The 25,850-nt window shown below is 69.8% G+C and carries 25 protein-coding genes and 2 tRNA genes; all 27 read left to right on the top strand.

What is annotated here, in order from left to right; translation table 11 throughout:
* Window positions 1–11: 11 nt before the first annotated feature.
* The 27 genes from IPG05_11600 to IPG05_11730 all read left to right on the top strand — a co-directional run bounded on the left by IPG05_11600 (window position 12) and on the right by IPG05_11730 (window position 25,844).
* Window positions 12–3,218 carry an isoleucine--tRNA ligase gene (locus IPG05_11600; GenBank protein MBK6495723.1) on the top strand — a complete coding sequence of 1,069 codons (3,207 nt, stop codon included), beginning with the start codon at window positions 12–14 and terminating at the stop codon, window positions 3,216–3,218.
* The gene (locus IPG05_11605) at window positions 3,215–3,598 is read left to right on the top strand and encodes a TraR/DksA C4-type zinc finger protein (GenBank protein ID MBK6495724.1); all 384 of its coding nucleotides are present in this window, start codon (window positions 3,215–3,217) and stop codon (window positions 3,596–3,598) included. Before IPG05_11600 ends, IPG05_11605 begins: the two co-directional genes overlap by 4 nt.
* On the top strand, window positions 3,582–4,091 hold the full coding sequence (gene lspA / locus IPG05_11610; GenBank protein ID MBK6495725.1) for a signal peptidase II: 510 nt from the start codon (window positions 3,582–3,584) through the stop codon (window positions 4,089–4,091). Before IPG05_11605 ends, lspA begins: the two co-directional genes overlap by 17 nt.
* Before the next feature lie 16 nt (window positions 4,092–4,107).
* The gene (locus tag IPG05_11615) at window positions 4,108–5,106 is read left to right on the top strand and encodes an RluA family pseudouridine synthase (protein ID MBK6495726.1); all 999 of its coding nucleotides are present in this window, start codon (window positions 4,108–4,110) and stop codon (window positions 5,104–5,106) included.
* Entirely contained in the window at window positions 5,099–5,458 is a 360-nt protein-coding gene (locus tag IPG05_11620) for a chemotaxis protein CheW (protein ID MBK6495727.1), read from the top strand. The genes IPG05_11615 and IPG05_11620 overlap by 8 nt, the downstream gene beginning before the upstream one ends.
* 20 nt (window positions 5,459–5,478) lie before the next feature.
* Entirely contained in the window at window positions 5,479–5,844 is a 366-nt protein-coding gene (locus IPG05_11625; protein MBK6495728.1) for a response regulator, read from the top strand.
* On the top strand, window positions 5,841–7,340 hold the full coding sequence (locus IPG05_11630; GenBank protein ID MBK6495729.1) for a chemotaxis protein CheW: 1,500 nt from the start codon (window positions 5,841–5,843) through the stop codon (window positions 7,338–7,340). Before IPG05_11625 ends, IPG05_11630 begins: the two co-directional genes overlap by 4 nt.
* 61 nt (window positions 7,341–7,401) lie before the next feature.
* Window positions 7,402–8,022, top strand: a complete 621-nt coding sequence (locus IPG05_11635; GenBank protein MBK6495730.1) for a chemotaxis protein CheC — start codon at window positions 7,402–7,404, stop codon at window positions 8,020–8,022.
* A gap of 1 nt (window position 8,023) precedes the next feature.
* Entirely contained in the window at window positions 8,024–9,178 is a 1,155-nt protein-coding gene (locus IPG05_11640; GenBank protein MBK6495731.1) for a tetratricopeptide repeat protein, read from the top strand.
* A 3-nt stretch (window positions 9,179–9,181) separates the two neighbouring features.
* A complete protein-coding gene (locus IPG05_11645; protein MBK6495732.1) occupies window positions 9,182–10,099 on the top strand; it encodes a DUF4388 domain-containing protein in 918 nt (305 codons plus the stop codon).
* On the top strand, window positions 10,092–10,925 hold the full coding sequence (locus IPG05_11650) for a roadblock/LC7 domain-containing protein (GenBank protein ID MBK6495733.1): 834 nt from the start codon (window positions 10,092–10,094) through the stop codon (window positions 10,923–10,925). Before IPG05_11645 ends, IPG05_11650 begins: the two co-directional genes overlap by 8 nt.
* A complete protein-coding gene (locus IPG05_11655; protein ID MBK6495734.1) occupies window positions 10,879–11,196 on the top strand; it encodes a roadblock/LC7 domain-containing protein in 318 nt (105 codons plus the stop codon). The genes IPG05_11650 and IPG05_11655 overlap by 47 nt, the downstream gene beginning before the upstream one ends.
* Complete coding sequence (locus IPG05_11660) at window positions 11,196–11,663, top strand: hypothetical protein (GenBank protein ID MBK6495735.1); 468 nt, start codon at window positions 11,196–11,198, stop codon at window positions 11,661–11,663. Before IPG05_11655 ends, IPG05_11660 begins: the two co-directional genes overlap by 1 nt.
* 2 nt (window positions 11,664–11,665) lie before the next feature.
* Window positions 11,666–12,271 carry a GTPase domain-containing protein gene (locus tag IPG05_11665; protein MBK6495736.1) on the top strand — a complete coding sequence of 202 codons (606 nt, stop codon included), beginning with the start codon at window positions 11,666–11,668 and terminating at the stop codon, window positions 12,269–12,271.
* A gap of 7 nt (window positions 12,272–12,278) precedes the next feature.
* Window positions 12,279–14,231 (top strand): ATP-binding protein, encoded by a 1,953-nt coding sequence (locus tag IPG05_11670; GenBank protein ID MBK6495737.1) that lies wholly within the window; start codon window positions 12,279–12,281, stop codon window positions 14,229–14,231.
* Window positions 14,231–15,853: a tetratricopeptide repeat protein gene (locus tag IPG05_11675; GenBank protein MBK6495738.1), complete on the top strand. Its 1,623-nt coding sequence runs from the start codon at window positions 14,231–14,233 to the stop codon at window positions 15,851–15,853. The genes IPG05_11670 and IPG05_11675 overlap by 1 nt, the downstream gene beginning before the upstream one ends.
* On the top strand, window positions 15,850–16,689 hold the full coding sequence (locus IPG05_11680; GenBank protein ID MBK6495739.1) for a tetratricopeptide repeat protein: 840 nt from the start codon (window positions 15,850–15,852) through the stop codon (window positions 16,687–16,689). The genes IPG05_11675 and IPG05_11680 overlap by 4 nt, the downstream gene beginning before the upstream one ends.
* Window positions 16,674–17,600, top strand: a complete 927-nt coding sequence (locus IPG05_11685) for a hypothetical protein (GenBank protein MBK6495740.1) — start codon at window positions 16,674–16,676, stop codon at window positions 17,598–17,600. Before IPG05_11680 ends, IPG05_11685 begins: the two co-directional genes overlap by 16 nt.
* Window positions 17,601–17,611: 11 nt before the next feature.
* Window positions 17,612–17,803: a hypothetical protein gene (locus IPG05_11690; protein MBK6495741.1), complete on the top strand. Its 192-nt coding sequence runs from the start codon at window positions 17,612–17,614 to the stop codon at window positions 17,801–17,803.
* Between the two features lie 13 nt (window positions 17,804–17,816).
* Window positions 17,817–17,890, top strand: a tRNA-Val gene (locus tag IPG05_11695).
* A gap of 65 nt (window positions 17,891–17,955) precedes the next feature.
* Complete coding sequence (locus tag IPG05_11700) at window positions 17,956–19,689, top strand: hypothetical protein (protein MBK6495742.1); 1,734 nt, start codon at window positions 17,956–17,958, stop codon at window positions 19,687–19,689.
* A 49-nt stretch (window positions 19,690–19,738) separates the two neighbouring features.
* A tRNA-Asp gene (locus tag IPG05_11705) sits at window positions 19,739–19,812 on the top strand.
* 54 nt (window positions 19,813–19,866) lie between these two features.
* The gene (rsmH, locus tag IPG05_11710) at window positions 19,867–20,802 is read left to right on the top strand and encodes a 16S rRNA (cytosine(1402)-N(4))-methyltransferase RsmH (protein MBK6495743.1); all 936 of its coding nucleotides are present in this window, start codon (window positions 19,867–19,869) and stop codon (window positions 20,800–20,802) included.
* Window positions 20,768–21,073: a hypothetical protein gene (locus IPG05_11715; GenBank protein ID MBK6495744.1), complete on the top strand. Its 306-nt coding sequence runs from the start codon at window positions 20,768–20,770 to the stop codon at window positions 21,071–21,073. Before rsmH ends, IPG05_11715 begins: the two co-directional genes overlap by 35 nt.
* Complete coding sequence (locus IPG05_11720) at window positions 21,074–23,047, top strand: penicillin-binding protein 2 (protein MBK6495745.1); 1,974 nt, start codon at window positions 21,074–21,076, stop codon at window positions 23,045–23,047.
* Window positions 23,044–24,492 carry a UDP-N-acetylmuramoyl-L-alanyl-D-glutamate--2,6-diaminopimelate ligase gene (locus IPG05_11725; GenBank protein MBK6495746.1) on the top strand — a complete coding sequence of 483 codons (1,449 nt, stop codon included), beginning with the start codon at window positions 23,044–23,046 and terminating at the stop codon, window positions 24,490–24,492. The genes IPG05_11720 and IPG05_11725 overlap by 4 nt, the downstream gene beginning before the upstream one ends.
* Complete coding sequence (locus IPG05_11730) at window positions 24,489–25,844, top strand: UDP-N-acetylmuramoyl-tripeptide--D-alanyl-D-alanine ligase (GenBank protein MBK6495747.1); 1,356 nt, start codon at window positions 24,489–24,491, stop codon at window positions 25,842–25,844. The genes IPG05_11725 and IPG05_11730 overlap by 4 nt, the downstream gene beginning before the upstream one ends.
* The last annotated feature ends 6 nt before the right edge of the window (window positions 25,845–25,850 follow it).

Here is a 25,850-nt window from a genome sequence, read left to right on the forward strand (position 1 = left end):
CCGACGACCACGTGAGCGCTGACGAAACACCCTCGACCGAATTCACCGCCGCCCGCCACCCTGCGTGGCCGGACGGTGGCGCCGACGCGCTCGAACGCGATCTCCTCGCGCGCTGGGACGCCGAGGGGCTCTTCCAGCAGGTGCAGGCCGCGACCGCCGACGGCGAAGGCTTCGTGTTCTTTGAGGGCCCGCCGACCGCCAACGGTCGTCCCGGCATTCACCACGTCTTCTCGCGCACCATCAAGGACCTGATCTGCCGCTACCAGGCGATGCAGGGGAAGCGGGTCACGCGGATCGCCGGCTGGGACACGCACGGCCTCCCGGTCGAGCTCGAGGTCGAGAAGCAGCTCGGCTTCGCCGGCAAGAAGGACATCGAGGCGTATGGCGTCGCCGAGTTCTCGAAGAAGTGCCTCGAGAGCGTCTTCACCTATCGCGACGAATGGGTGCAGCTCTCGAACCGCACCGGGTACTGGCTCGACTACGACAATGCCTATGTGACTTGCACCAAGGAATACGTCGAGTCGGTCTGGTGGCTGCTGCAGCGGCTCTTCCAGAAGGAGCTGCTGTACCGTGGTCACCGCGTCTCGCCGTATTGCCCGCGCTGCGGGACGGTGCTCTCCTCGCATGAGCTCGCGCTGGGCTACCAAGAGGTGAAGGACAAGTCGGTGTACGTGACCTTCCCGCTCAGCGACGGTTCGGGGCGCGAGCTGGTCGTCTGGACCACGACGCCGTGGACGCTGCCGAGCAACGTGGCCGTCGCGGTGAATCCGGAGCTGGAGTACGCGGAGTTCACGTCGCCGGCGCATCCGGGGCGGACCTTCGTGCTCGCCGCGTCGCGTGCGGCCAAGGCGGCAGAGCTGCTGGGCGAGGGCACCACGATGGGCGCCAGTGTGCCGGGGGCGCAGCTCGCCGGACTCCGCTACGCGCGGCCGTTCGGCATCGTGACGATGCCGGCCGACGGGGCGCACTCCATTGTGGTGACGGGCGCGTTCGTCACCGCCGATGACGGCTCGGGCCTCGTGCACATGGCGCCGGCGTTCGGCGCGGACGACTACGCCGCTGGCCGCGAGCATGGGCTCGCGCTGGTGCGCCCGGTCGCGGGCGACGGCACCTTTGTCGGGACGTCGTGGCCGGAGCTGAACGGTCAGCTGGTGACCGCCGACGACACCAACGAGATGCTGATCCGGAAGCTCAAGGAGCTCGGCCGGCATCTCAAGACCGAGCAGTACATCCACAGCTATCCGCACTGCTGGCGCTGCCACAGCAAGCTGATCTACTACGCCCGCGAGTCGTGGTTCGTGCGGACGTCGTCGGTCAAGGCGCGGATGCAGGAGCTGAATGCCGGGATCTCGTGGCATCCGCCCGAGGTCGGCACCGGGCGCTTCGGCGAATGGCTCGGCAACAACATCGACTGGGCCCTCTCGCGCGAGCGGTACTGGGGCACGCCGCTGCCGATCTGGGTCAGTGACCGCGATCCCGAGTACGTCGAGGTGATCGGCTCGTTTGCGGAACTCAAGGAGAAGGCCGGCTTCACGCCGACCGGCGACCTCGACGTCCACAAGCCGTGGGTCGACGAGATCACCTGGCCCGCGCCGGGCGGCGGGACGATGCGCCGCGTGCCGGAAGTGATCGACACCTGGTTCGACTCCGGGTCGATGCCGTACGCGCAGTGGCACTATCCGTTCGAGAACGTCGAGCAGTTCGAGCGGCACTTCCCGGCGGACTACATCTGCGAGGGGATCGACCAGACGCGTGGCTGGTTCTACTCGCTGCTGGCGATCGGCACGGCGGCGTTCGATGCGGCGCCGTACCGCAACGTCATCGTGAACGAGCTGGTGCTTGACGCCAGTGGTCACAAGATGTCGAAGAGCAAGGGCAACGTCGTCGATCCGTGGAAGCTGGTCGAGAAGCACGGCGCCGATGCGGCGCGCCTCTACATGGTGCTGTCGAGTCAGGTCTGGCAGCCGAAGCGCTTCGACGAGCGGCAACTCGTCGAGACCGCGGGTGGCTTCCTCAACACGCTGCGCGCCTCGTACCACTTCTTCTCGCTGTACGCCGGCCCCGACGGCGCGGCGGCCCCGGCCGCGGCGGACCGTCCGCTCGCCGATCGCTGGCTGCTCGGGCGTCTCGACGCCACGGTGGCGGCGGTGCGGGCGGCGTTCGATGGCTACGACGTGACCACTGGTGTGCGCGCGCTGACCGAGTTCGTCGTCGACGATCTGTCGAACTGGTGGGTGCGGCTCAATCGTGGTCGCTTCTGGGCGCCTGGCCGCGAGGCCGATCCGTCGGCGGTGGCCACCATGCGCGAGACGCTGGTCTCGGTGTCGCGCCTGCTCGCCCCGGCGGCGCCGTTCGCCAGCGACTGGCTCCACCGGGCGATGACGGGAACCTCCGTGCACCTGGCGCCGTTCCCGGTGGATGCTGGCCGCCTGGACCCGGCGCTCGACCGGGCCATGGACGGCATCCGGCGCCTGGCCTCGCTCGGCCGTGCGGCGCGGGAGACGGCATCGCTTCGGGTCCGGCAGCCGCTGGCCACGATCCGCGTCGCCGTCCCGGTCGAGGTGCGCGGCGCCGACTTCGACGCGTTGATTCCGCTGCTGCAGGGCGAGACCAACGTCAAGCGTGTCGAGATCGTGACGTCGGACGCCGATCTTGTCCGACTGCGCGGCAAGCCGAACTTCCGGACCTTGGGCAAGCGCTTCGGTGCCGAAGTGAAGGGAGTCGCCGCGTCGGTGGCGCTGCTCACCGCCGACCAACTGCGTGCGCTCGAGCAAGGCGAGACCGTCACCGCCGATTACACGCTCCTCCCCGAGGACGTGACCATCGAGCGCGAAGTGGTCACCGACTGGCCGGTGGCGAGTGCCGGGCCGTTCGTGGTGGCGCTCGATCCGGTCGTGACGCCGGCGCTGGCCCAGGAAGGGCTCGCCCGCGAGCTGGTGAGTCGCGTCCAGCGGCTCCGGAAGGATGCCGGCTTTGCGGTGAGCGCGCGTATCGCGCTCTCGTTGACGGGGGATGCCGCATTGCTCGACGCGGCGCGGGTGCATCAGGAGTACATCGCCGGCGAGACGCTGGCGCGCGAGTTCACGATCGGGGAGGCCGCGACGGAGCCCGATCGGCAGGAGGCATTCGAAGTCGAGGGACACGCTGGCGCACTCGCGGTACGCCAGCTCGGGAACGGCCGGACCCATTCCGGCCCCGCACAGGTGAACGCATCGTGACCAAGACCCAGCTCAAGCATCTCGAGGGGCGGCTCCTGGAGGAGCGCGCGCGCGTCATGAAGGAACTCGGCTACTACGACGAGCAGTTCAACAACACGCTGCAGGGCGCCGACGGCGACCTCTCGTCGTATTCGCTCCACATGGCCGATCAGGGCACCGATGCCATGGAACGCGAGAAGCAGTTCCTGATGGCCTCCAAGGAAGGCCGCTACCTGTGGCACCTCAACGAGGCGCTCCGCCGGCTGTACAACAGCCCCGCGAACTTCGGCAAGTGCCATCAGTGCGGCGCGCTGATCGACTTCGAACGGCTCGACGCACTGCCCCACGCCCGACTCTGCATCTCCTGCAAGGAGAAGGAAGAGGATGCCAAGAAGCGCTGATCGCCGGGTCCCGTTCTGGGGCGTGCTTGCCGTCACCGTGCTGCTCGACCGGATCACCAAGATGATCGCGGAGAGCCGTCTGGTGTGGGGCGACGCGCCCATCCCGGTCATCGGGGACTTCACCCGATGGCGGCTGGTGTACAACACCGGCGCCGCCTTCGGGCTCCATCTCGGCAGCTATTCGCGCTGGGCCTTCATGCTGATCGCCTGCGTCGCTGTCGTCGTGCTGTACAAGATGTGGCGGGAGGCCGACGTGGCCGACCGCTTCCGTCAGCTCGCCCTCGCCTTCGTGGCGGGTGGCGCGGTCGGCAACCTCATCGATCGCGTCCTCTCGGCGCGCGGGGTGGTCGACTTCATCGACATGGGGATCGGCGAAGGATTGCGCTGGCCGACCTACAATGTCGCCGACATTGCTGTCACCTGCGGGGCGCTGGCCCTCGCGATTTCTCTCTGGCGCGAGGATGCGCGGCGCGCTCCCGCGCCGACCGCCTAGGCGGTCAGGCCCGGTCGTGGAATTCTCCGTCGTCCCAGTGCAGGCAGAGCGGCTCGACCGCTATCTCGCCGATCAGTTGCAACTCTCGCGCACGGTGGCGGCGCGCATCGTCGCCGCCGGTCACATTCGCTGCGGCGCCAAGGTGCTCCGTGCGTCGCATCTCCTGGCGCGCGGCGACGTCGTCACGGTCGACATTCCCGAGACCGAGGAACCGCGGCGGATCACGCCGAATCCGATCGACCTGACCGTCATCCACGAAGACGAAGACCTCGCCGTCATCGACAAGCCGGCGGGCCTCGTCGTGCATCCTGCCCCCGGGCACTGGGATGACACGCTGGTGAACGCCCTGGTGGCTCGGGGCACCACGCTCGCCGGCGGTGCCGAGGGACGGCCCGGCATCGTGCACCGGCTCGACCGCGACACCAGTGGACTGCTGATTGTCTCCAAGACCGACCTGGCCCACCGTCGCCTCGGGCAGATGATTGCCGCGCGGCGCGTCTCGCGAGTCTATGCCGCCATGGTCTGGGGCCACCTCGACGAGGAGAAGGTGATCATCGAGGCGCCCCTGGCACGGCACCCGAAGGACCGGAAGCGGATGTCGATCCAGGCCGATGGACGGGCCGCTCGGACCGATGCCTTCCCGATCGTCCGGCTTGGGCCGGTCTCGATTGTCCGGCTCGAGCTGCACACCGGCCGGACCCACCAGATCCGCGTCCACCTCGAGTCGATCGGGCACCCCATCGTGGGAGACCCGGTCTACCCCGGCGGTGGGGCCAAGCGAATCACCGGGGTGGGGAAGGCCAAGGCGAAGGAACTCGAGGCCCTGGCCCCCCGGCAGGCACTTCACGCCGCCCTTCTGGCGTTCCGCCACCCGAGCAGCGGGGTGCCGCTGGAGCTGCGCTCGGCCTGGCCGGCCGACCTCTGGCCATTGCTTCAGGCCGCCGGCGCCGGGGACCTGACGATGCCGCGGGAAGAGGTCCTGGACGCGATCGGCTTCTTCGGGTCGGATGGCTGAGCGGGCCGGGGTGGGCGGGCTGGTCGTCCGGGTCGCCGGCACCCGCTGGTTCATCCCGGTCACCGGCGTGATCGAGGTCCTCCGCGAGGCGGTCGTGGCGCGGGTCCCGGGCACCCCACCGGCGGTCCGGGGGATGGTCAATCACCGCGGCCGGGTGCTGACCGTGGCCGACCCTATCCGGGCATTGGGGCTGTCGGGCGATACTGGGGGAGAGGTCGACGTGGTCGTCGTGGACGCCGGGGGACACCGCTTCGCGGTGGCCGTCGACGGGGTCGTGGAGCTGGCCGCCGAGCCGCGCACGGGCCTTGCAACGCTGGACCTCGACCAGGTCGCATCCGCGATCTTTGCCTGACCCTTCAGCCGGAGGCCAGCGTGGCCCATCGGGTGCTCATCTGCGACGACGCGATCTTCATGCGAACCATGATCGCCGACATTCTCACCGGGGCCGGCTATGACGTCGTCGGCGAGGCCGAAAGCGGCCTGCAGGCCGTCGAGCGGTACAAGGCGCTCCTCCCCGACATCGTGACCATGGACATCGTGATGCCGGACATGGGCGGGATCGACGCCGTCCGGGCGATCGTCACGGCCCATCCCGACGCCAAGATCCTGATGTGCTCCGCCATGGGGCAGCAGGCGCTCGTGGTCGAGGCGATTCAGGCCGGGGCCAAGGATTTCGTCGTCAAGCCGTTCCAGCCGGCCCGCGTCCTCGAGGCCGTCCAGCGCGTTCTGGCGGGATGACCGAGGTGCGGCGGGCGCGGTACGTCGCGCTCTTCGCGGCGGAGTCGCGCTCGCTGCTGGCCGGCGCGCGCCGGGCCCTCGCGGCCTGGCGCGATGACCCCGCCGAGCGCGCCCCCGCCGACGAGGTCTTCCGCACCCTCCACACCATCAAGGGCATGGCCGCCTCGCTCGAATACGAGGCGATCGCCGAACTGGCCCACACCACCGAGAGCGCGATCGTCGCCGTGCGCGATAGCGGCGACCCGGCGGATCGGGCCTGGCTTCGTGACCTCGAGGCGACGCTCGACCAGATCGCCATCGGCTGCGAGGCCGCCGCGGCAGCCGAGGGTGAGGCCGCCCCGAGCGGACAGGCCGCCGCGCCGGCACGGATCGTCCGCGTCGACCTCGATCGCCTCGATGCGCTCTTCGAGGACCTCGGCGGGCTGGTGACGGCTCGGCAGGAACTCGAGCGCCACGCCGAGCGGGACACCCTGTCGCCGGTGGCACGTGCGGCGCAGGTGATGGCGCGCCGACTCGACACGCTGCAGGACCGGATTCTCCATGTCCGCCTCGCGCCGTTGAGCGAGGTGTTCGAGCGGATCCCGCCGATCGTGCGCGACCTCGCCCGGCAGCTCGGCAAAGAGGTGACGGTGCAGGTGCAGGGCGAGGAACTCGAGGTGGACCGCGCCGTGCTCGATCAACTGGCCGAGCCGCTGATCCACCTGCTGCGGAACGCCGTCGACCACGGCCTCGAATCCCCCGACGTGCGCCGCGCCCTCGGCAAGCGCCCGGCCGGGTCGGTGTCGCTCAAGGCACGCCGCGATCGGGATTCGGTGGTGCTCGAACTGAGTGACGATGGCCGCGGCATCGATCGGGGGGCCGTCGCCGCGCGGGCGGTGGCGCAGGGGATTCTCGAATCCGATGCCTCGCTCAATGACGACGGACTGCTCGCCGTGCTGGCTCGGCCCGGCTTCAGCACGGCGGCCTCGGTGACGGATGTCTCCGGCCGTGGCGTCGGGCTCGATGTCGTGGCGTCCCGCTTGCACGACCTCGGCGCGTCGCTCTCCCTCACCACGGTGCCGGGGCGGGGCACGACCTTCGTGGTGCGGTTGCCGACCCGCCTCGGCATTGTGCGGGCGCTGGTCGCCTCGATCGGGGAGGAGCGCTACGTCATGCCGCTGACGCACGTCGCCGAATTCCTGCCGTGGGAACCGGAGGCGGTGCAGCACGTCGATGGCCGTGCGGTGATCGATTTGCGTGGCGAGCTGATCCCGGTGCTCGACCTGCGGCGCTTGCTGCTCTATCGCGGCGAGGCGCCACCCGCCCGCCGCCCGGCGCTCGTCTTCGAAGCCAACGGGCAGCGCGTCGCTCTCCTGGCCGATGCGATTCACGGCCAGGTCGATGCCGTGGTGCAGCCGATGGATCGACCGCGCGGGATGCCGCGTTGGATCACCGGCGCGACGGTGCTCGACAATGGTCGACCGGCGTTGCTGCTCGACCTGGCCAGCGTAGTGTAGGAATCGATGATCGATGATCGATGATCGATCATCGATTTGTCCGACTTCACTTGGAGTGCAGATGACGAATCCCAATGACCTCGACACCCTTCGCCGCGATGGTCTCCGCGAGGTTGCCACCATTGGCGCGGGGCACGCCGCCACGGCGCTGTCACAGCTGACCGATCGGCGGATCATGATTTCGGTGCCGCAGGTGCGGCGCGTGAATTTCGGCGAAGTGCCCGCGATGGTCTCGCTCTTCGGCGACCACGTCGCCGTGGTGGCGATGCGGATGCTCGGCGACCTCACCGGCCGCTCGTTGCTGGTCTTCGGCGAGGCCGATGCGACGCGACTCTGCGACCTGATCCTCCGCCGTCCGATCGGTCCGCAGCGGGCCCTCGGCGAACTGGAGCAGTCGGGTCTCAAGGAAGTCGGCAACATCGTCTGCTCGGCGTACCTGACCGCGCTGTCGAATTTCATGGGGATGATGTTGCTCCCCTCCGTCCCCTCGTTGACGATCGGCCGGACTGCCGACGCCATCGCGGCGACGGTGGATCCGAATGAGTCGCGATCGGACCTGGTCTTCTGTGTCGACACCGCCTTCCGCGCCGAGGGCGCCGAAGCGCCGCTGACCGGCGCGTTTCTGCTGATGCCCGACCAGGCCTCGATCCAGGCGATCCTCGAGGCGATCCGGCTCGACTGAGATGGCCACCCCCGAGGGTCCGGAAGCGGCGCGCATCGCGGCGCTGCGCCGACGCCTCGGCGCGGCCTCCCCGGCGACGCTCACCAACTTCGCCTGGTTCGCCGCGCGTCGTGGCAGTCACGCGGCGGCGATCGAGGCCGTGCGGGAGGCCGTGGCGCAACCCGGCGCGCCGCGCGCCGCGTGGCAGACGCTTGAACGGTTGGTCACCGGCCGGAATGACGGTCTCCTTCTCGCCCCCGCCAGCGCCACACGTCACCCGCCGGTCGACATCTCCGGTGGCGCATCGGCGCTGGCGGCCGCCGTCGCCGCGCATCGCGAAGGGGCGCTTGCTGTCGCGGAGACCTGCTACCTCGCCGCCGTCTCCGTCTCGCATCTCGCGGCTGCCGCGTCCGACGGGCTCGCGGTGCTCCACGAACAACGCCACGAGCATGACGCCGCGAACAGCGCGTGGCAGCGCGCCATTGCCGGCGGCGCCCCGTGGGCAACGCACAATCATGCGCTCGCCCTCCTGCGACGCGGCGAGGTGCCGGCCGCGCGCCGTGCGGTCACCCAGGCGCTGACGGCGAGTGCGCCGACGGCGGCGCTCTACGCGCTCGCGGGCTACGCGGCACTCCTCGACGGTGCCGCCGCCGATGCCCTGCAGTCGCTCGAGGTCGCCGTGGAACTCGAGCACGACCTGGCCCGCGCGCACTTCACCCTCGGCCTCGCGCATGACAGGCTGGGCCACCCCGCCGCCGCACTCGCCGCGACGCGACGTGGGCTGCTGCTCTCGCCGTGGTATCTGCCGCAGGTGTGGCTGCTGACGCCGGTGCCCGGCAGTATCCCAGTGGAGCTCCCGGCGGGGAGCGAGCGCCCTGGTGCGTCCGACGGCACCGACGAGGTGCTGTTGGCGCTGGGGCGTTCGTTGCTCGAGACCGGGCACCTGGGGGAGTCGCTCGCGGTCTTCGATCAGGTGCTCGTTCGCGATCCGGCCCAACCCGCGGCCCTCTTCCACCGCGGCGTCGTGCTTGCCAAGCTGCGGCGATACGACGAGGCGCTGGCCGACTGGGAGGCGGTGGGTCGCACCGATCCCGAGAGTCCCCTCGGTACGATGTCACGCCGTCACGCACGCTCGGCGCGCCAGCTCGCCGCACTCTTTGCCGCGCGGGCGGGCTGACCGATGCACGGGCCACTACACGAGATCGGCTTGGTCGAGGTGTTGCAGTTGCTGGGACGCGGCGCGCGGCACGGCACCTTGCAGGTGGTCGGACTGGATCCGGCGGCACCGCGCACGGTCAGGTTGCGCGCCGGCCGGGTCGTGTCGGTCGAGCCCGACGCGGGCGAGGCCGCGGTCGAGCGAGCCCTGGTGGCGCGCCACCTCTCCGTCACCGATGCCATTCGCCCGGACCTCGCCACCGAGTCGCGCGACGCGATGCAACACGAGCTCGCGATGCGGACCCTCGCGGACATGCTGCACTGGGCCCGTGGGCGATTCGACTTTGCCGAAGAGCAGGGCCATGACGGGCCGCTCGACATCGCGGTCGACACCATCCTGCTGGAACTGGTGGGGCGCGAGTCGCAGCGGGTGGAGCTCGCGGCGCTCCTCGACGATTTCCACGCGATTCCGGTCTTCGTGGCCGACGATCGGCTCGCGGTGGGAGCGCCGCCGGAGCTCGACCCGCTCGATTGGCGGATCCTCGATGCGGTCGATGGGCGCCGGGACGTCAGTGCAATCGCCGGGACCCTCGACGAGCCGCTGGAGACGGTTGGTGATCGCGTCCGGGCACTGCAGGGGGCCACTATACTTGAACTGGCGGCGGCACCGGCCAACGATGCCTTGGCGGCGCGCGCTGCCATCGAGGCGGGCCGCTACGATGAGGCCGTCGCGTTGTTGGAACAGCGGGTCGGCAGCGTCCGCACCGATCGCGAGGCATGGCGGCTGCTGGGCCTCGCGGAAGTCGGGGCAGGGCGGTTCGACCGCGCCATCCGCGCCTGGGAGTCCTGGCAACAGGCCGACCCGACATTGGCGCAGGAAGCCGGGGCGCTGATCGCCGCCGCACGCACCATGCTGGAGGCATTGCACGACCATCGTGAGTGATTCGTTCTCCCCTTCGTCGACGCCTGCGGGCGCGCCGTCGTTCCTCGACCTCGGGGAGCGGTTGCGGCAGCACGGCCAACTCGACGCGGCGGCCACCGTCACGATGAACGGACTGCGTCAATGGCCGACCCTCGCCGCCGGCCATGACTTGCTCGGTCGCATCGAGGCCGATCGGGGCGACGATCGCGCCGCCGCCGAAGCATGGGGCGCCGCGCTGGCCTGCGAGCCCGGCCACCTCGGTGCCTTGAAGGGACTCGCCTTCCTGGCCTTCCGTGGCCACGACTTCGCTGCCGCCGAACGCCATCTCGAATTGGCCGTGGCTCGCGCCCCGCACGATGCCACGTTGCTCGGTGCGCTCGACCGGGTGCGCAGTCGTCGCCCGTCAGTACCCGCCGATGAGCCAATTCGACTCGATGATCCGGCCAGTGGCCTGCTCCTCTGCGATGCCGACGGGATGCGGCTGAGTGGTGGCGTGGGTCCCGAGCGCAGTGCCGACGCTGCGGACGCCGCGGCGGCGGAGACGGCCGGGTTGCTGCGCGAAGCGACGCGCAGTGCGCGGTTGCTCGGCCTCGGCGGCGTCAAGTACCTGGTCGTCGAGTGTGCCGACGCTCGTCTCGCCGTGCTCCCGGTCGCCCCGGTGCGGCGCTGCTCGCGGTGCGCAGCGCCGCAACACCGATCGGCCGACTGCTCGCCATCGCGCAGCGTGCCGCCACCGTGGCGACGCAATGGATCGGCGGTCTCCAATGAGCCTCGAGCGTTGGGAGCGGCTGCTGTGCGAGGTGATCGCGATCCCGGGGGTGCGCGGCGCGGCGCTCGTGGCGAGTGATGACGGTCTGGTCGTGGCCGAGGCCGCGATGGATCAACTGGACGGTGCCGATGTCGCCGCCCTCGTGGCGGCCCTGGTCGCGCGCGCCACGCGCGTGGCCCGCAGCATTCCGACCGCGGCACCGCGGCTCATCCATCTCGCGGGCGACAGTGGCACCCTGCTCGCCGTCGATGCCGGGACCCCGCTCTGGCTGGTGGCGGTCGCCGAGCCGGGGGCCGAAGTCGGTCGGCTGCGCGTCCTGCTGGGCGACCTCGCCGGGGCGGTGGACTGATGCGCGTCCTCGAACCGTGGGTGGAGGCACCGCTCGCCGAGTTCCTGCGGGAGTCCGCGGCACGGCTCGCCCTGATCACCACGGCCTCCGGGCAGGTGATCGCGCAACACGGCTTCGCCAGGTCTCTCGATGTCATGGCGGCGGCGTCGCTCGGCGCCGGTATCCTCGCCACGACCGGCGAACTCGCGCGGATGGTGGATGCCACCGGCGGCTATCGCGTGGTGGTGCACCAGGGTGTGCAACGCGGCCTCTGGCTCGCCGGCTTCGACACGCCGCGCGGCCGCTGGATCGCATTGGTCGCGTTCGGGGAGCAATCCACGGTTGGCCTCGTCCGGCTCTTCTTCCAGCGCTTCGTCGAGCGGCTCGCCGCCGCCGCCCCGCGCAGCGTGCCGGTGCGAGAGGTGCTGGCCGAAGGCTTCGAGCGCGAACTCGATGCGTCGTTGCGCGCCCTCTTCGGGGGGACCTGAGCATGGCGCGCCTCGATCAGGACGCCAGGACGCTCTCGCTCACGCTGGTCGTGTACGGCGCGGCGCGTGCCGGGAAGAGCGCCGTGCTGCGCGCGATCCACGAACGGATCGCCCTCGCGCACCGAGGCGACGAGGAACCGGTCGGCGAGCCATCCGATGTCGGACTGCCGCTCAATTGGGTGCCACTCGACCTCGGCGACGTCGCCGGCTGGCGCACCCGCGTCCACCTCTATGCCGTGCCGGCGCAAGAACAGGCCGACGCCACTCGGCGCCTGGTACTGGCCCAGGCCGATGGCGTCCTCTTCGTGGTGGATGCGCAGGCGAGTCGGCTCGAGGCCAACATCGCGGCGCTCGCCGCGCTCTACGCCCAGTGGCCGGACGCCAACGGGACCACGCGGGTGCTGCCGGTGGTCTTCGCCGTGACCAAGCAGGACCTGCCCGAAGAGTTGCTGCTGGACGAGCCCGTGCTCGCCGCGATCCTCAACCCCGAGGGGGCGCCGCTCTTTCGTTGCGATCTAGTCCGCGGCGAAGGAGTCTTCCGCGCCCTGCAGTCGCTCATCGCGACCGTGATGCGCCAGGTGATCGCCCTCCCCGAGGCAGCAACGTGAGCGGCGCATGCTGAATCCCCACGCGCGTTTCGGGAGCTTCGTCGTCGGTTCGGCGAATCGGCTTGCCTTTACCGCCTCCAAGGCCGTCGCCGAATCGCCGGGTGCGGTCTACAACCCGCTCTTCATCTATGCCCGCCCAGGCCTCGGTAAGACGCACCTGCTGATGGCGATCGGGAACGAGGCGCTGGCGATCGATGCCTCGCGCGTGGTGGAGTACGTCACGGTCGACGATTTCGTCGAGGCCTATCAGGCAGCCATTGCCGCCGGTCAGGCGGAGGCGTATCGCCGCCGCTTCACCGAGGCCAACGTCGTCCTGCTCGACGATGCCCAGTTGCTGTCGGATCGCCGTGAGCTGCAGGCGGAGCTCCTCCGCTTGATGGACCTGTTGATGGCGGCCGATCGACAGATCGTGCTCGCCGGCGACCGTCCCCCCGAGGAGATCCAGTCGCTGGATGAGCGGCTGATCCGCCGCTTCGCCGGCGGCCTGGTGATCGACATCGGTGCACCGGACTACGAGACACGCCTGGCCATCCTCACTCGCCGCAGCAACGACCGGCAAGTGCATTTCGCGCCCGAGGTGCTTGACGTCGTCGCCCAGCTGCCGATCACCACCGTCCGCGAGTTGCTTGGCGCGCACAATCGCCTCGTGGCGCAGCAGGCCGTCCAGACCGCACCGCTCGCGAGCGACCAGGTACGGCAACTGATGCTGAGCCTCGGGCACGGCGCCGTGGTCGTCGAGCCGGTCGTGGCAGAGCCGATTGCCGTGGAGCCTGACGAGGCCCCGGCGCTCGACGAGTTCTCGGACTTCCTCTCCGATCTCTCAGCGACCGTCGCGGTGCAAGTGGATCGGTGGCGGCAGCGGATCACCGAGGCGATGCTGCGCTTCGGCGCCGAAGGGATGCGGACGTCGCGCCTGGAGGCACTCCTCGCCGAGGAGGTGGCGGTCGACCCTGCCGAGATCCTCGCGCAGTACGAGGCCGATGTCGAACGCCTGCGCGTCCTCCGGCAGGAGATCGAGACGCTGGCCCCGGCGCTGCTCTCCGAGCAGTCATTGCACGACCCGGATCTGCTCGCCGAGGCGGAAGCCCTCGTGGAAGAGGCGCGCGAGAGCGGTGCGCCGCTGCCCGGCCCGGTCCCACGCTACACGCTCGCCGCCTTTGCCGTCGGGCAGACGTCGCGACATGTCGTCGAGGCGATCCACACCGCCGCGACCGCCCCCGGGCAGCGCTACAACCCGATGGTGATCGTCGGGCGTTCGGGCACCGGCAAGAGTCACCTGCTGCACGCCTTTGGCCACGAACTGCGTGCCGCCGGCCTCAAGCGTGTGGCCGTCTTCGACGCCAAGCAGTTCGTCGACGACCTGGTGGCGGCGCTGGCCGATGGCTCGATCACCCGCTGGCGGCATCGGTTGCGCCGCGTCGACGCGTTGCTGCTCGACAACGTCGGGGTCCTGGCCGGCAAGGAGCGCTCGCAAGAGGAGCTCTACCTGCTCTACAACCTGCTGCTCGAGTCGGGGCGGCAGATGGCGTTCACCACCACGGTCACCCCGTCGCAGCTGGAAGGGTTCGAGCCGCGGCTCGCCACGCGCCTCGCCGGCGGACTCGTGCTCGAGCTTGGGGCGCCGGATCGTGAAGCGCGCGTGCAGGAAGTGGTCCGGCTCCTTGGTGCGCTGGCGAGCGATGTCGACCTGGTCGATTATCTCGCTGCTCGCCCCGCCGTCACCCTGCGTGACACGCAGCAGCTGGTGCAACGGCTCCTCGCGGCGGCCGAGGAACGCCAGGCGCCACTCACGCTGACGACGGCGCGCAGCATCCTCGATGGCACGGCGGCTCCGGCGCCACGGCCGCCCCGTCGCGGCAGCGGACTCCTCGCGCCTGGTGGTGGTGCCATTCGGTCCCGTGAGAAGATGATCGAGACGTGGCCCGACATCGCCGAGCGGTTGATGGAGGAGTGGAGCTGATGGCGATCAAGGGCTCTCTCCGCGAAGCGTCGCTGGCCGACGTCGTGCAGCTGCTCTTCCTGGGGCGGCGCACCGGCTGCCTCTCGGTCGCCAACGAGCGGAACTTCGGCTCGATCTGGTTTGACGACGGGTGGATCACCTTCGCCGGCATGGTCTCGCGCCCCGATCGCCTGGGCGAGCGCCTCCTCGCCGCCGGGCGCCTGCGTCCCGAGCAGTTGGCGCAGGCCATCGCCGTGCAGCAGGCGATGCCGGGGCAGCGTCTCGGGGCGGTGCTGCGCCAGTTGGGTTACCTCACCCCCGAGGATGTCGAGGGCGAAGTCCGTCGGCAGGTCGAGGAGACGATCTACACGCTCTTCACCTGGACCAGCGGCACCTTCTCGTTCGAGGCCGGTGTCCGACCCGAGGAACCCGAAGCGGCACTGCGTCTCAATCCCGACGGCCTCCTGCTCGAAGGCGCGCGACGCGTCGACGAATGGAGCGTCATCGCCAAGAAGATCCCCTCGCTCGATGCCGTCTTCGCGCTCGAGGGTGACGTGCGCGGCGGGGCCGAGGGCGACGAGGCGCTGGTCGAGACGGAGCGGCGATTGCTGCCGTTGCTGGATGGCATTCGCACGGCGCGCGACCTGATGGACACCACCGGGCTGACCGACTTCGAGGTGTGCCGTGTCCTGTACGGGCTGCTGAGTGCCGGTCGGCTGCGGCGTGTCGCCACGGCCCCAGCGGCGCCACCCCGCGAGAGCGGCTCGCGACTCGACGAACATCGCAACCTCGGCATCGCCTTCTATCGCACCGGCATGCTGGCAGAAGCGGACCGCGAGTTTCGCCGCGTGGCGGAGTTGCGTCCGGAGAACGGCGAGGGGCCGTTCCACCTCGGACTGATCGCGTTGCGTGAGGCGCGCTGGGAGGAGGCGATCACGCAGCTGAAGCTCGCCGCCGAGCGCAGCGGTCCACGCCCCGCCGTGCTCCACAATCTTGCGCTCGCGTTCGAGGCACTTGGCCGACTCGACGAGGCCGACGCCGCCCTCTCCGAGGCGATCCAGCGCGAGAAGGACGACCCGCGCCTCTGGATTGGTTGGGGCCTGCTTGCGCTGCGCCGTGCCCAGGGGCCGTCGGCGCTGGAGCGCTTCGCACGGGCACGTGACCTGATTGGTACGGCGACACCGCCGGCGCGTTGGTACTGGGGCTGTGGCTGCGCCCAGGCGCTGTCCGAGGCGTGGCAGGATTCTCTCGCCACCGTGCGCGAGGGCGTCACGCAGTACCCCGATCATCCCGTGCTGCGCACGTCGCTGGGGGTCCTGCTCGAGGCGTCCGGTGAGGTGGGCGAGGCCGAGGCGCACCTGCGCCACGCGCTCGGCGAAGACCCCACCATTCCGCAGATCTCCAAGAACCTCGGCGACCTGCTCTATCGGGCCGGGCGATGGGATGAGGCGGAGGAGGCCTACCTGCGCGCCGCGAAACTCGCACCGGCCCTTGGGGACGACCTCTTCTTCAAGCTCGGCAATCTGGCCTGCCGGCGCGCCGACATGCCCACCGCACGGCAGCATTGGGAGGAAGCGGTGCGGCTCAATCCTGAGCACGCGCTGGCGCGGGCCAACCTCAGTGGTTCGCGGGCGGGTCAATGACCGACGACACCCTGCCCGCGTTGCAGGCGGAATACGCGCGGCTCGCCACGGCGCTGGCGACCGCTCCATCGGCCGAACAGCGTGCCCTGATCAAGGCGGACATCGTCGCACTCTTCCGACGGGCGGAGACGTTGATCACCGAGCTCGCCACGTTCAAGGAGTCGATTCGCGAGTTGGTCGACCGCTTCAAGACGTTGCCCGGTGAGGCGGCCGTGTCGGTGCGGCATGACCATATCGGTGCCTCGAGTTACATCGAGCGTGGGTGGAGTGCGCTGGCGGCTGCGGATTGGACAGCGGCCGCGACCGCACTTCGCGAAGCCATCGCGCGGGACGCCACCAGCATGACGGCGCGGGCGCTGCTGGCGTGGGCGTTGGTGCGCACCGGGGAGGTCGATGCCGCGGTGGCGCTCTGCCGCCCGATTCTTGAAGCCGACCCGGCGAACGGGCTCGCTCGGGTCGCGGTCGGCGTCGCCTTGCTACAGCGCGATCAATTCGACGAGGCCGCCGTCCACCTCGGCCATGTCACGGCCAGCGCGAGTGCCGATCCGCGCGCGGTCCTCTACGCCCACTACTGGCTGGGCGTGGTCGCGCTGCGCCGCGAGGACTTCGGTTCCGCCGTGGCGTCGCTCCGCCGCGCGGTGACGTTGGGGCCGAACCTCGGGGAAGGGTGGGCCGAGCTCGGGATCGCCCTCTGGCACGCCGGCGCGCCCGCCGACGCGCGCGAGGCGTGGCGGGTCGGCGCCGGCATCCGGCATTCGCCGCACCAGACGCGCTGCCTGGATCTGGAGACCGTCACGGCTGCCGGAGGGATGCCGCCACGTTGGTCCCCGGCCTGACCCTGCTGCTCGCCCTCCAGGGCGGGCCGGTCCCCCGCGATGCGGTGGAATTCACCGTCGGGAATGTCACCGTGGTGACCGTCCCCCGGCTGGAGCCGCTCGGCCGGCGGCTCGGGGCGGTCGCGGCCGCGCCGCAGCAATGGCTTGGCCTGGGGCGGATCGCCCTGGGACCGATCACCCTGGCGATCGTCCCCGATCGTCAGACCTTCCAGCGCTGGTCGCGGGGCCGACTCCCCTCCTGGGGCGCCGGCATGGCCCTCCCCAATAGCGGCATGGTGCTGCTCCGCGCCGATGGCGGCGACGCCGACGTCACCCTCCGACACGAGCTGGCGCACGTGGCACTCCACCGCAAGGTGAAGGTCCGCGTCCCACTCTGGTTCGACGAAGGGTATGCCGTGTTGGCGTCCCGTGAGTACGGCGGATTGGCGGCGTTGCAGCTCAACCTGGCGGTGGCCGCCGGTCGGGTGCCGACCCTCGCGGCGCTCGACGCCTCGTTGCGTGGCAGTGAAGGGGACGCCACCGCGGCCTATGCGCTGGCCGCGTCGGCCGTGGCCGAGCTCGGCCGGCGACACCCGACCGGGACGCTCGATCCGCTCCTCCAGCGGCTGGCGGGGGGCACCCCCTTCGAGGAGGCGGTTTTGGCGACCACCGGCCTCACTGCGGACCGATTTGCCGACACATGGCACCTGGCGACCCGTCGGCGGTACAACTGGGGGATCTGGCTGGCGACGGGTGGGGTCTGGGTGGTGCTGGCACTCCTCCTGGCATGGGCCAAGGCGTATCGCCGGCATCTGGATGCACCGCGGCGGGAGGCACTCAACGTGGGCTGGAGCCTACCGCCGGATGACGAACCGATTACAACTGACGAATTTCTGCCGATTCCGCTTGACCCACCCGAGTTGAACCGCTAGGCTCCTGAGCTATGTCAAACTCAGAAACGCAGTCCGAGCGTCCCACGACGCTCTTCACGCGCCGCAATCTGCTCCTGCTCGGGGTCGCCTTGCTGACGCTGGTGGCGGGCTACGCGGTCCTGGTCAGCGGCTCGGCCAGCGCGGCCGCCGTCCTGCTGGTCCTCGGCTATTGCGTGCTCTTCCCGCTGGCTCTGCTGGCCTGATCGGCAGGACTGCGGGCGAATAGCTCAGCTGGTTAGAGCGCCTGCCTTACACGCAGGATGTCGGGGGTTCGAATCCCTCTTCGCCCATGTCGGCGTGTCTGTGCACGCCACTTCGACCGTCTTTTAGGGCGTACCTCACGGAGGTCTACGGGATGTTGCAGCACGTCATGTCGATCACGCTCATCGCAACGGTGGCCTCGGCCTCGCCGGCCCCATCGCAGATTCGCGCCAATTCCTCGATCGGTGGGCGCACTGCTGCGCCGCCGCCGCGCCTCATGGTGGCCAATCCGGCCCTCGCGACCTCGACCGACTCGGCCGCTTCGGTGGCGATCGGCGACGGGATGCGCGACAAGATCACGAAGGCCGTGGCGGGAACGTTCACGATCCTGACCAAGCGTGACATGAACACGGCGCTCGCTGCCTACGGCTTCGCCGACAATGAAGTGCTCAACGCCGCGTCGGCGATGCGCCTGGCCAACCAGATCGATGCCCGGACCGTGGTCACGTCGACGCTGAGCAAGGGCGCCGATGGCCGCTTCTCGCTCATCGTGCGCGTCTCCGGGTCGAGCGCGTCGCTCGATGTCGGCCATGTGGCGACGGTCGCGCAGCTCCCCGGCCAGCCGCTGGCCGACTTCGGTGGCAAGGCGGCCGAGGCGATCATCCCGGCGATCAAGGGGTGGAACGACGCCAAGGTGTGTCTCGACCAGAGCACCACCAAGCTCGACAAGGCCAACGAGGCGGCCCAGAAGGCGTTCCGGGCGCAGCCCGGCCACGGTCTGGCCAGCTACTGCCTGGCCGAAATCGCCAGCAAGCGCGACTCGGTCGGACCGGCGACGATGCAGGCCTGGCAGGACGTCACCAAGGCCGACCAGTACTCGCTGACGGCGTGGCAGCACATCGCCTTCATCCACAACTTCAAGGGCGATTCGGGCAAGGTCGTCGAGACGTACCAGCAGATGCTGCGCGTCGCGCCGACCAACCAGGTGCTCCGCGACCAGTCGTACAAGATCTTCCAGGGCTTTGGCCGGCCTGACGCCGCGATGCAGGTCGTCGAGGAAGGGATCAAGATGGACCCGGCCAACACCGACTGGTACGACTTGAAGAGCAACGTCTGTATTGGCAAGGGTGACTTCACCTGCGCCGTGGCGTCGCTCGAAGAAGTCTTCAGCATCGACTCGACCAAGGCCGACACCAGCTTCTATGCGAAGATCCTCTACGCCGCGAAGGAAAAGCCGGACACTGCCAAGTACGTGATGTGGGCCAAGCGTGGCGCCGCCAAGTACGACAGCCGGGCCGACATCCTCGAAGAGCTGGCGATCGCCTACGGTTGGGCCGGTCAGTCCGACTCGTCGGTGGCCACGGCGCGCAAGATGATCATGGTGGATGACACCAAGGTTGATGCGTTCATGCGGATCGTGAAGTCGCTCGTGGATGGCAAGAAGTACCGCGAGGCGGTCTCTCTGGCACCCACGGTCAAGGGGCTCACGGACCTGGACGCCAAGAACAACTACGCCGGCTTGTTGGTGAACGCTGCCGACGAGGTTCGCAAAGCCACTCCGCCCGACAATGACTTGATGATCGCGATGAGCGACGCGGCCCTCTCGGTCGGGCCGACGAGCAATCAGGTGATCGTCGTCGCCAACTTCTTCATCTCGGCTGGCTTGTCAACGTCGGTTCGTGAGATGTCGACGGCCGTGCGGACGCCTCAGGCGACCTGCGAATCGACGAAGGCGTATGAAGCGGTGCTGACGAGGATCGAGCCGGCGCTTGTTTCGGCCGCGACCAGCACCACCGCGGCGATCGCGAACTTCGCCAAGGGATTGCTCCCGTCGGTTCAGTCCGAGAAGGGCGAAGTCGTGAAGATGCTCGCCCAGCGCTGCAAGTAGCCCTTCCCACGACGGGGCGGGCCGCCTATATTGGCGACCTGCCCAATCGGGGGCTGTAGCTCAGTTGGTTAGAGTGCCGCACTGTCACTGCGGAGGTCGCGGGTTCGAGCCCCGTCAGCCCCGTTTACATCATCCCGTCCCGGCATGCCGGGCGGGGTGTTTTGTTTCCAGGACCCCATGACCGACGCATTGCACGTTCCCGTTCTCCTCGCTCCGATCCTCGCCCGTGCCGAGGGCGCGACGCGTGTCGTGGACGGGACGCTCGGACATGGCGGACACGCGGCCGCCTTCCTTGCCGCCGGCGCCGAGGTGTTGGGGATCGATCGCGACCCCGACGCCATCGCCACGGCGCGGGCCCGACTCGGCGACGTCCGGATGCACTACGTCAACGCCCCCTACGCCTCCCCCGAGGCCGTGGCCGCGGTGCGCGCCTTCCGCCCCGACTTCCTCCTCCTCGACCTTGGCGTCTCTTCCCGGCAGCTCGACGATGAATCGCGTGGCTTCACCTTCCGGCCAGGCGCGCCGCTCGACATGCGGATGGGGCCGGATGCGCCGACCGCTGCCGAGTGGCTCGCCTCGGTCGACGAGGCGGAGCTCAAGCAGGTGCTGCGCGAGTATGGCGACGAGCCGAAGGCGGGCCGTATGGCCGCCGAGATCGTCCGTCGGCGGGAGACCAGTGCGTTGGTCACCAGCGATGACCTGGTCAATGCCATTCGGGCCTCCCTGGGCCCCCGGAGCGGGCCAGGGGACTTCGCCCGGATCTTCCAGGCGGTTCGGATCGCCGTGAACGAGGAACTGACCGGTCTGGAGGAAGTCCTCCCCCTCTTTCGGGAGGCCGTCGGGCCGGGTGGGACCCTTGCCGTGATCAGTTATCATTCGGGCGAGGACCGGTTGGTGAAGGGGGCGTTCCGGTTGTGGAGCGCCGGCTGCACCTGTCCACCGGGCCTTCCCCAGTGCATTTGCGGGCAAGTGCCCCTTGGACGCTCGGTGCCGCGGAAGGCAGTGATTGCCGACGACGCGGAGACCCGCGCCAACTCACGCGCCCGCAGTGCCCGGCTCCGCTTCTTCCGGAACAGCGATGCCAGCGACCAATCGCCAACGCGTGCAGGTTAGGGGACGCCACTTCGTGCTGGCGTGGACCATCGTCTTCCTGGCCGCCACCGGGGCGATCGTCGTGCGCCAGCGCGCCGCGTACCAGGCGGGCCGACGCGTCGACAGCCTGCGCATCGATCGCGACCGCCTGCGTGAGGCACGCGCCGATCTCCAGTCGAAGCTGGCGGCGCTCAAGAGCCGCCCCGTCCTCGGCCCCAAGATCGCCTTGCTCGGTCTGCGCACCGCATCGGATTCCGAAGTGGTCTCGCTCCGCGTCGAGCGGGCGCGCTGAATGGCGACGCCCGCCGCCCGACTCGTCGCCGTCCAGGCGCTGCTCGTCCTCGGCGGCGCCATCGTGCTGGGGCGCTCGTTCCAGTTGCAGGTCGTCCAGCACGCGCGGTGGGAAGCGCGGGCGCGGGCGCTCCGCACCGAGAGTGACAGCATCGACGCCCGGCGCGGCACGATCTTCGACCGCAACGGCGTGCCGCTCGCCGAGACCCAGGAAGCCTACCGGATCACCCTCGCCAAGAACGAGTTCACCGACAGCGCCAAAGTCGTCAAGCTGTTGCTGCGTCTGCCGGGCTTCAGCGCCGAGCGCGTCGCCAAGGCGATGGCGAAGCGCTACCCGAACTTCTACGACGAACTGAGTGCCGAAGAGATTGCCCCGCTGCGCGACATGAAGGGGGTGCACTTCGACGTCGTGCGCCGGCGCGTCTACCCCCTGGAACAGTTGGCGCGGCCGCTCCTCGGTCGACTCGACGACAAGGGCCGCGCCTCCGGTGGCGTCGAGCGGATGCTCGACACCGTGCTGACCGGCACGCCGGGGTTGGCGATCTACCTTCGCGACGTCAACAACCAGGTGGTCAAGATCCCCAGCTCGGTCACGCGCGCACCGGTGGCCGGCAAGGATGTCTACCTCACCATCGACCACGCCCTCCAGGGCATTGTCGAGGGCGAACTCCGACGCGCAGTGGCCGAGTATCGGGCCAAGGGCGGCGACGTCGTGGTGCTCGACGTGAAGAGCGGTGAGCTGCTGGCCTCCGCCTCCCTTCGCACCGACACCGCCACCGGGCGGCTGGTGCCGAACCTGGGGGCGCTCGTCGAGGCGAATGAGCCCGGCTCGACGGCCAAGCTCTTCACCGCGGCGGCCGTCCTGCGCGAGCGCGCCGACACCACGCCGGTCTCGGGTGAGGGCGGCATCTGGCGGGTCGCCCTCCCGGGTGGGAAGAGTCGTTCGATCGAGGACGTGCACGCCGAGTCGGGGATGCTGTCGCTCGGAGAGACGATCAAGGTGTCGAGCAACATCGGCATCTCGAAGTTCGGGCTGCGCCTCACGCGGGAGCAGCAGTTCCTCGCGCTGCGAGACTTCGGCTTCGGGACGCCGGCGCTGCTCGGCATTCCCGGCGAGACGACGGGCTCCCTGCGCAATCCGGTCGACTGGGACATTCCCGTCCTCTCCCAGCCTTCGATTTCGCAGGGCTACTTCTACGAGGCTTCGGCGCTGCAGTTGGCCACGGCCTACGCCGCGATCGCCAACGGCGGCCGCCTGATGGCACCCTCCATCGTGCGCGAGGTGCGGGACGGCGGTGCCAACACCGTGCGCTGGCGTCACACGCCGACCCAGGTCCGCGAGGCGGTCACCCCCGAGGTGGCGCACCAGTTGATGTCGTACCTCCGGCTCGCCACCGACACCGGCGGTTCCGGGGCGAAGGCGCAACTCGACCGCGCCACCGTCGTCGGAAAGACGGGGACCGCGAAGGTGCTGGTGCGTGGGCAGTACGTCACCGGCGTCTATCGTGGCTCGTTCGCCGGATTGTATCCGGGCGAGGCACCTGAGGTCGTGGTCTACGTCATGATCGACCGGCCGAGCGGGATGGAGTTCTACGGCGGATTGGTGGCGGCGCCGATGGTGCGGAACATCCTGCAGCAGTCGCTCGCGTCGCGGACCTCCCCGCTGAATCGGCCCAGTATCGAGGCGCCGTTGGCGGCGCGCCGCGAGGCCCCACTGGTCGTCACCACGGCGGGCCCCATCAAGCAGCTGGCCTTCCCGCTCGCCGCACCGACTGAAGCACCCGGTGCGACAGCCGCCGTGCCGATCGTCCAAGGACTCCCGGTGCGCGAGGCCATCGTGGCGCTGCATCGGGCCGGCTATCAGGTGCAGCTCGCTGGACGCGCCACCGGGTTGGCCCGCCACACCCTGCCTGTGGGCGGCGACACGCTGGCGCGCGCCCGCATCGTGACCCTTTACGCCGACTCGATCCCATGACGCTGCAGTCGCTGGTTGCCGTGCTCCGACAGTACGATCTCCTCGTGACCGCCCCAACCGACGATCCGGCGGTGGGCGGAGTGGCGGTGGACTCGCGTCGCGTCACACCAGGGACACTCTTCATCGCGGAGCGCGGCAGTGATGCCGACGGCCATGCCTACGTCGCCGCCGCCGTCGCGGCGGGGGCAAGCGCGGTGGTGGTCGAGCACCCGATGGGAAGCGCGGCTCCGGAGATCGTCGTCACGGACGGCCGTGCCGCGGCCCGCCGTCTGGCGGAGGCGTGGTACCACCATCCGGCGGATGCCCTGCGGATCGTCGCGGTCACCGGAACCAACGGGAAGACCACGACCACGGCGCTGGTGCGTCACCTCCTCAACGCCGAGGGCACCGCCGGGAGTATCGGCACGCTGGGCGCCTTCGATGGCAGCGGTCGGGCCGTGAGCTCAACGGCCGGCACGCTGACGACACCCGGCAGCGTCGACATGCAGGCGACGCTCCGCGCGATGGTCGACGCGGGCGTGCGCCATGTCGCGATGGAGGCGTCGTCGCACGCGCTCGACCAGGGGCGACTCGATGCCATCACGTACGCCGGCGCGATCTTCACCAACCTGACGCGCGAACACCTCGACTACCACCACACGATGGAGGCGTACCTCGCCGCGAAGCTGCGGCTCGCCGACCTCGTCGCCCCCGATGGCGTCCTCGCGATCAACGCCGATGATCCGGCGTGGTCGGCGCTGCACGGCGATCGGCGGGCGGTGCGTTGGGGCTATGCCGCCGATGCCGATCTCCGTATCGAGGAACTGGTGGCGCTCACCGCCGGGAGCCGATTCACCCTCACCGGTCGTTTCGGGACCGCCGAGGTGGCGATCCCGCTCCCCGGCGAATTCAACGTCGCCAACGCGGTCGGTGCTGCCGCGGTGATGCTCGGCCTCGGGATGCCGATGGCCGAGGTCGTGGCGCGTCTCGGCGAGTCGCCGCAGATCCCCGGCCGGATGGAGCGGATCATCGATGCGCCGTTCCACGTGATCCGCGACTACGCCCACACCCCCGATGCCTACGAGCGGGTCCTGGCGACCATCCGTCCGCTGACTCCGGGGCGGATCATCGTGGTCTTCGGCTGTGGCGGCGATCGCGACGGCGGGAAGCGCCCCATCATGGGTGAGATCGCGGCGCGGCTGGCCGATCACGTCATCCTCACCAGCGACAACCCGCGCACTGAGGACCCCGACCGGATCATCGACGACATCGCGGCGGGGATGCCGAAAGGGTCGTACGAGCGCGAGCTCGACCGCTACATCGCGATCGCGATGGCCACCGGCCAGGCGCGCCCCGGCGACGTGGTGCTGCTGCTCGGCAAGGGGCACGAGACCTATCAGGTGATCGGCCACGAGAAGGAGCCGTTCGACGAGCGCGCGATCGTGCTGGGGTTGGTCGGCCGATGAGCATCGCGTGGACGGCCGCACAGGTGTGTGAGGCACTTGGGCTCGCCGCTCCAGGATCCGAGGCGCACTACGCACAGGTCGGTACCGATACCCGCGCGCTCGTCCCCGGCTCGCTCTTCGTCGCGCTGGTGGGTGACCGATTCGATGCCCACGACTATCTCGACGCAGCACGGGACGCCGGCGCCACCGCTGCCGTGGTCCGCCGTGGCACACCGCCGGTTGAGGGCCTGACGCTCTACCCGGTCGACGACACGCTTCACGCGCTCGGCGAGCTGGCGCATGCACGGCGCGAACGCTTCACCGGCCCGGTGATCGCCATCACGGGGCAGAACGGGAAGACGTCGACGAAGGAGATGGTGGCCGCGGTGCTCGCCACGCGCTGGAAGACGCACCGCACCCGGGCCAATGACAACAACCTCGTCGGGGTGCCGCTGACCGTGCTGCAGGCGCCCGAGGACACCGAGGCGATGGTGGTCGAGGCCGGTGCCAACGTGCCGGGCGAGATTCCGCGGTACCGCGAGATCCTCCGCCCCGACATCGCCCTCGTCACCAATGCCGGTGCTGGGCATCTCGAGGGATTCGGCTCGGTCGCCGGCGTCGTCAAGGAGAAGCTGTCACTCACGCGCGACGTGCCGCTGGCCATCGTCGGGCTCGAACCGGCAGACCTCGTCCCGGGTGCTCGTGCCCTTGCACAGCGAGTGATCACCGCCGGGCTCGGCGACGCTGACGTCACGCCGACCAGCGTGACGCTCGCTGCCGACGGACGGCCAGTCGTATCGATCGATGGCCGCACCTTCCACCTCGCGGCCCGTGGCCGGCACCAGGCCGGGAATGCCATGTTCGCCTGGGGCGTGGCCAGGGAGCTTGGGCTGGATCTCGATGCCGTCGCGAAGGCGCTGGAATCGTTCATCATTCCCGGCGGCCGTGGCGAACTGAAGCAGCACGGGGCGCTGACCGTCCTGAACGATGGCTACAACGCCAATCCGCAGTCGTTCGCCAGTGTGATCGCCCTCGCGCAGGAGATGCGGGCCGGGAAGACGCTGGTCTTCGTGGCGGGGACGATGCGGGAACTGGGCGACCACGCCCCGGCGCTCCACGCCGAGGTGGCGGCACAGTTGGCCGAGCTGCGCCCCGAGCTCCTGGCACTGGTCGGGGAGTTTGTGCCGGCCTTCGCGCCCTACCGGGCCGCCTTCGCCGGCCGACTGCTCGAGGCCCCCGACGCCGAGACGATGGGGCCCTTGCTGGCGGAGCGGTTGAAGGGGGATGAACTCGTGGTGTTGAAGGGTTCTCGCGGGGTGACCCTTGAGCGTATCCTTCCCGCCATCCTGCCACGCGCCGCCACCACCGCCTGAGGGCCG

The organism is Gemmatimonadota bacterium (assembly GCA_016704275.1).
GTDB lineage: Bacteria > Gemmatimonadota > Gemmatimonadetes > Gemmatimonadales > GWC2-71-9 > Palsa-1233.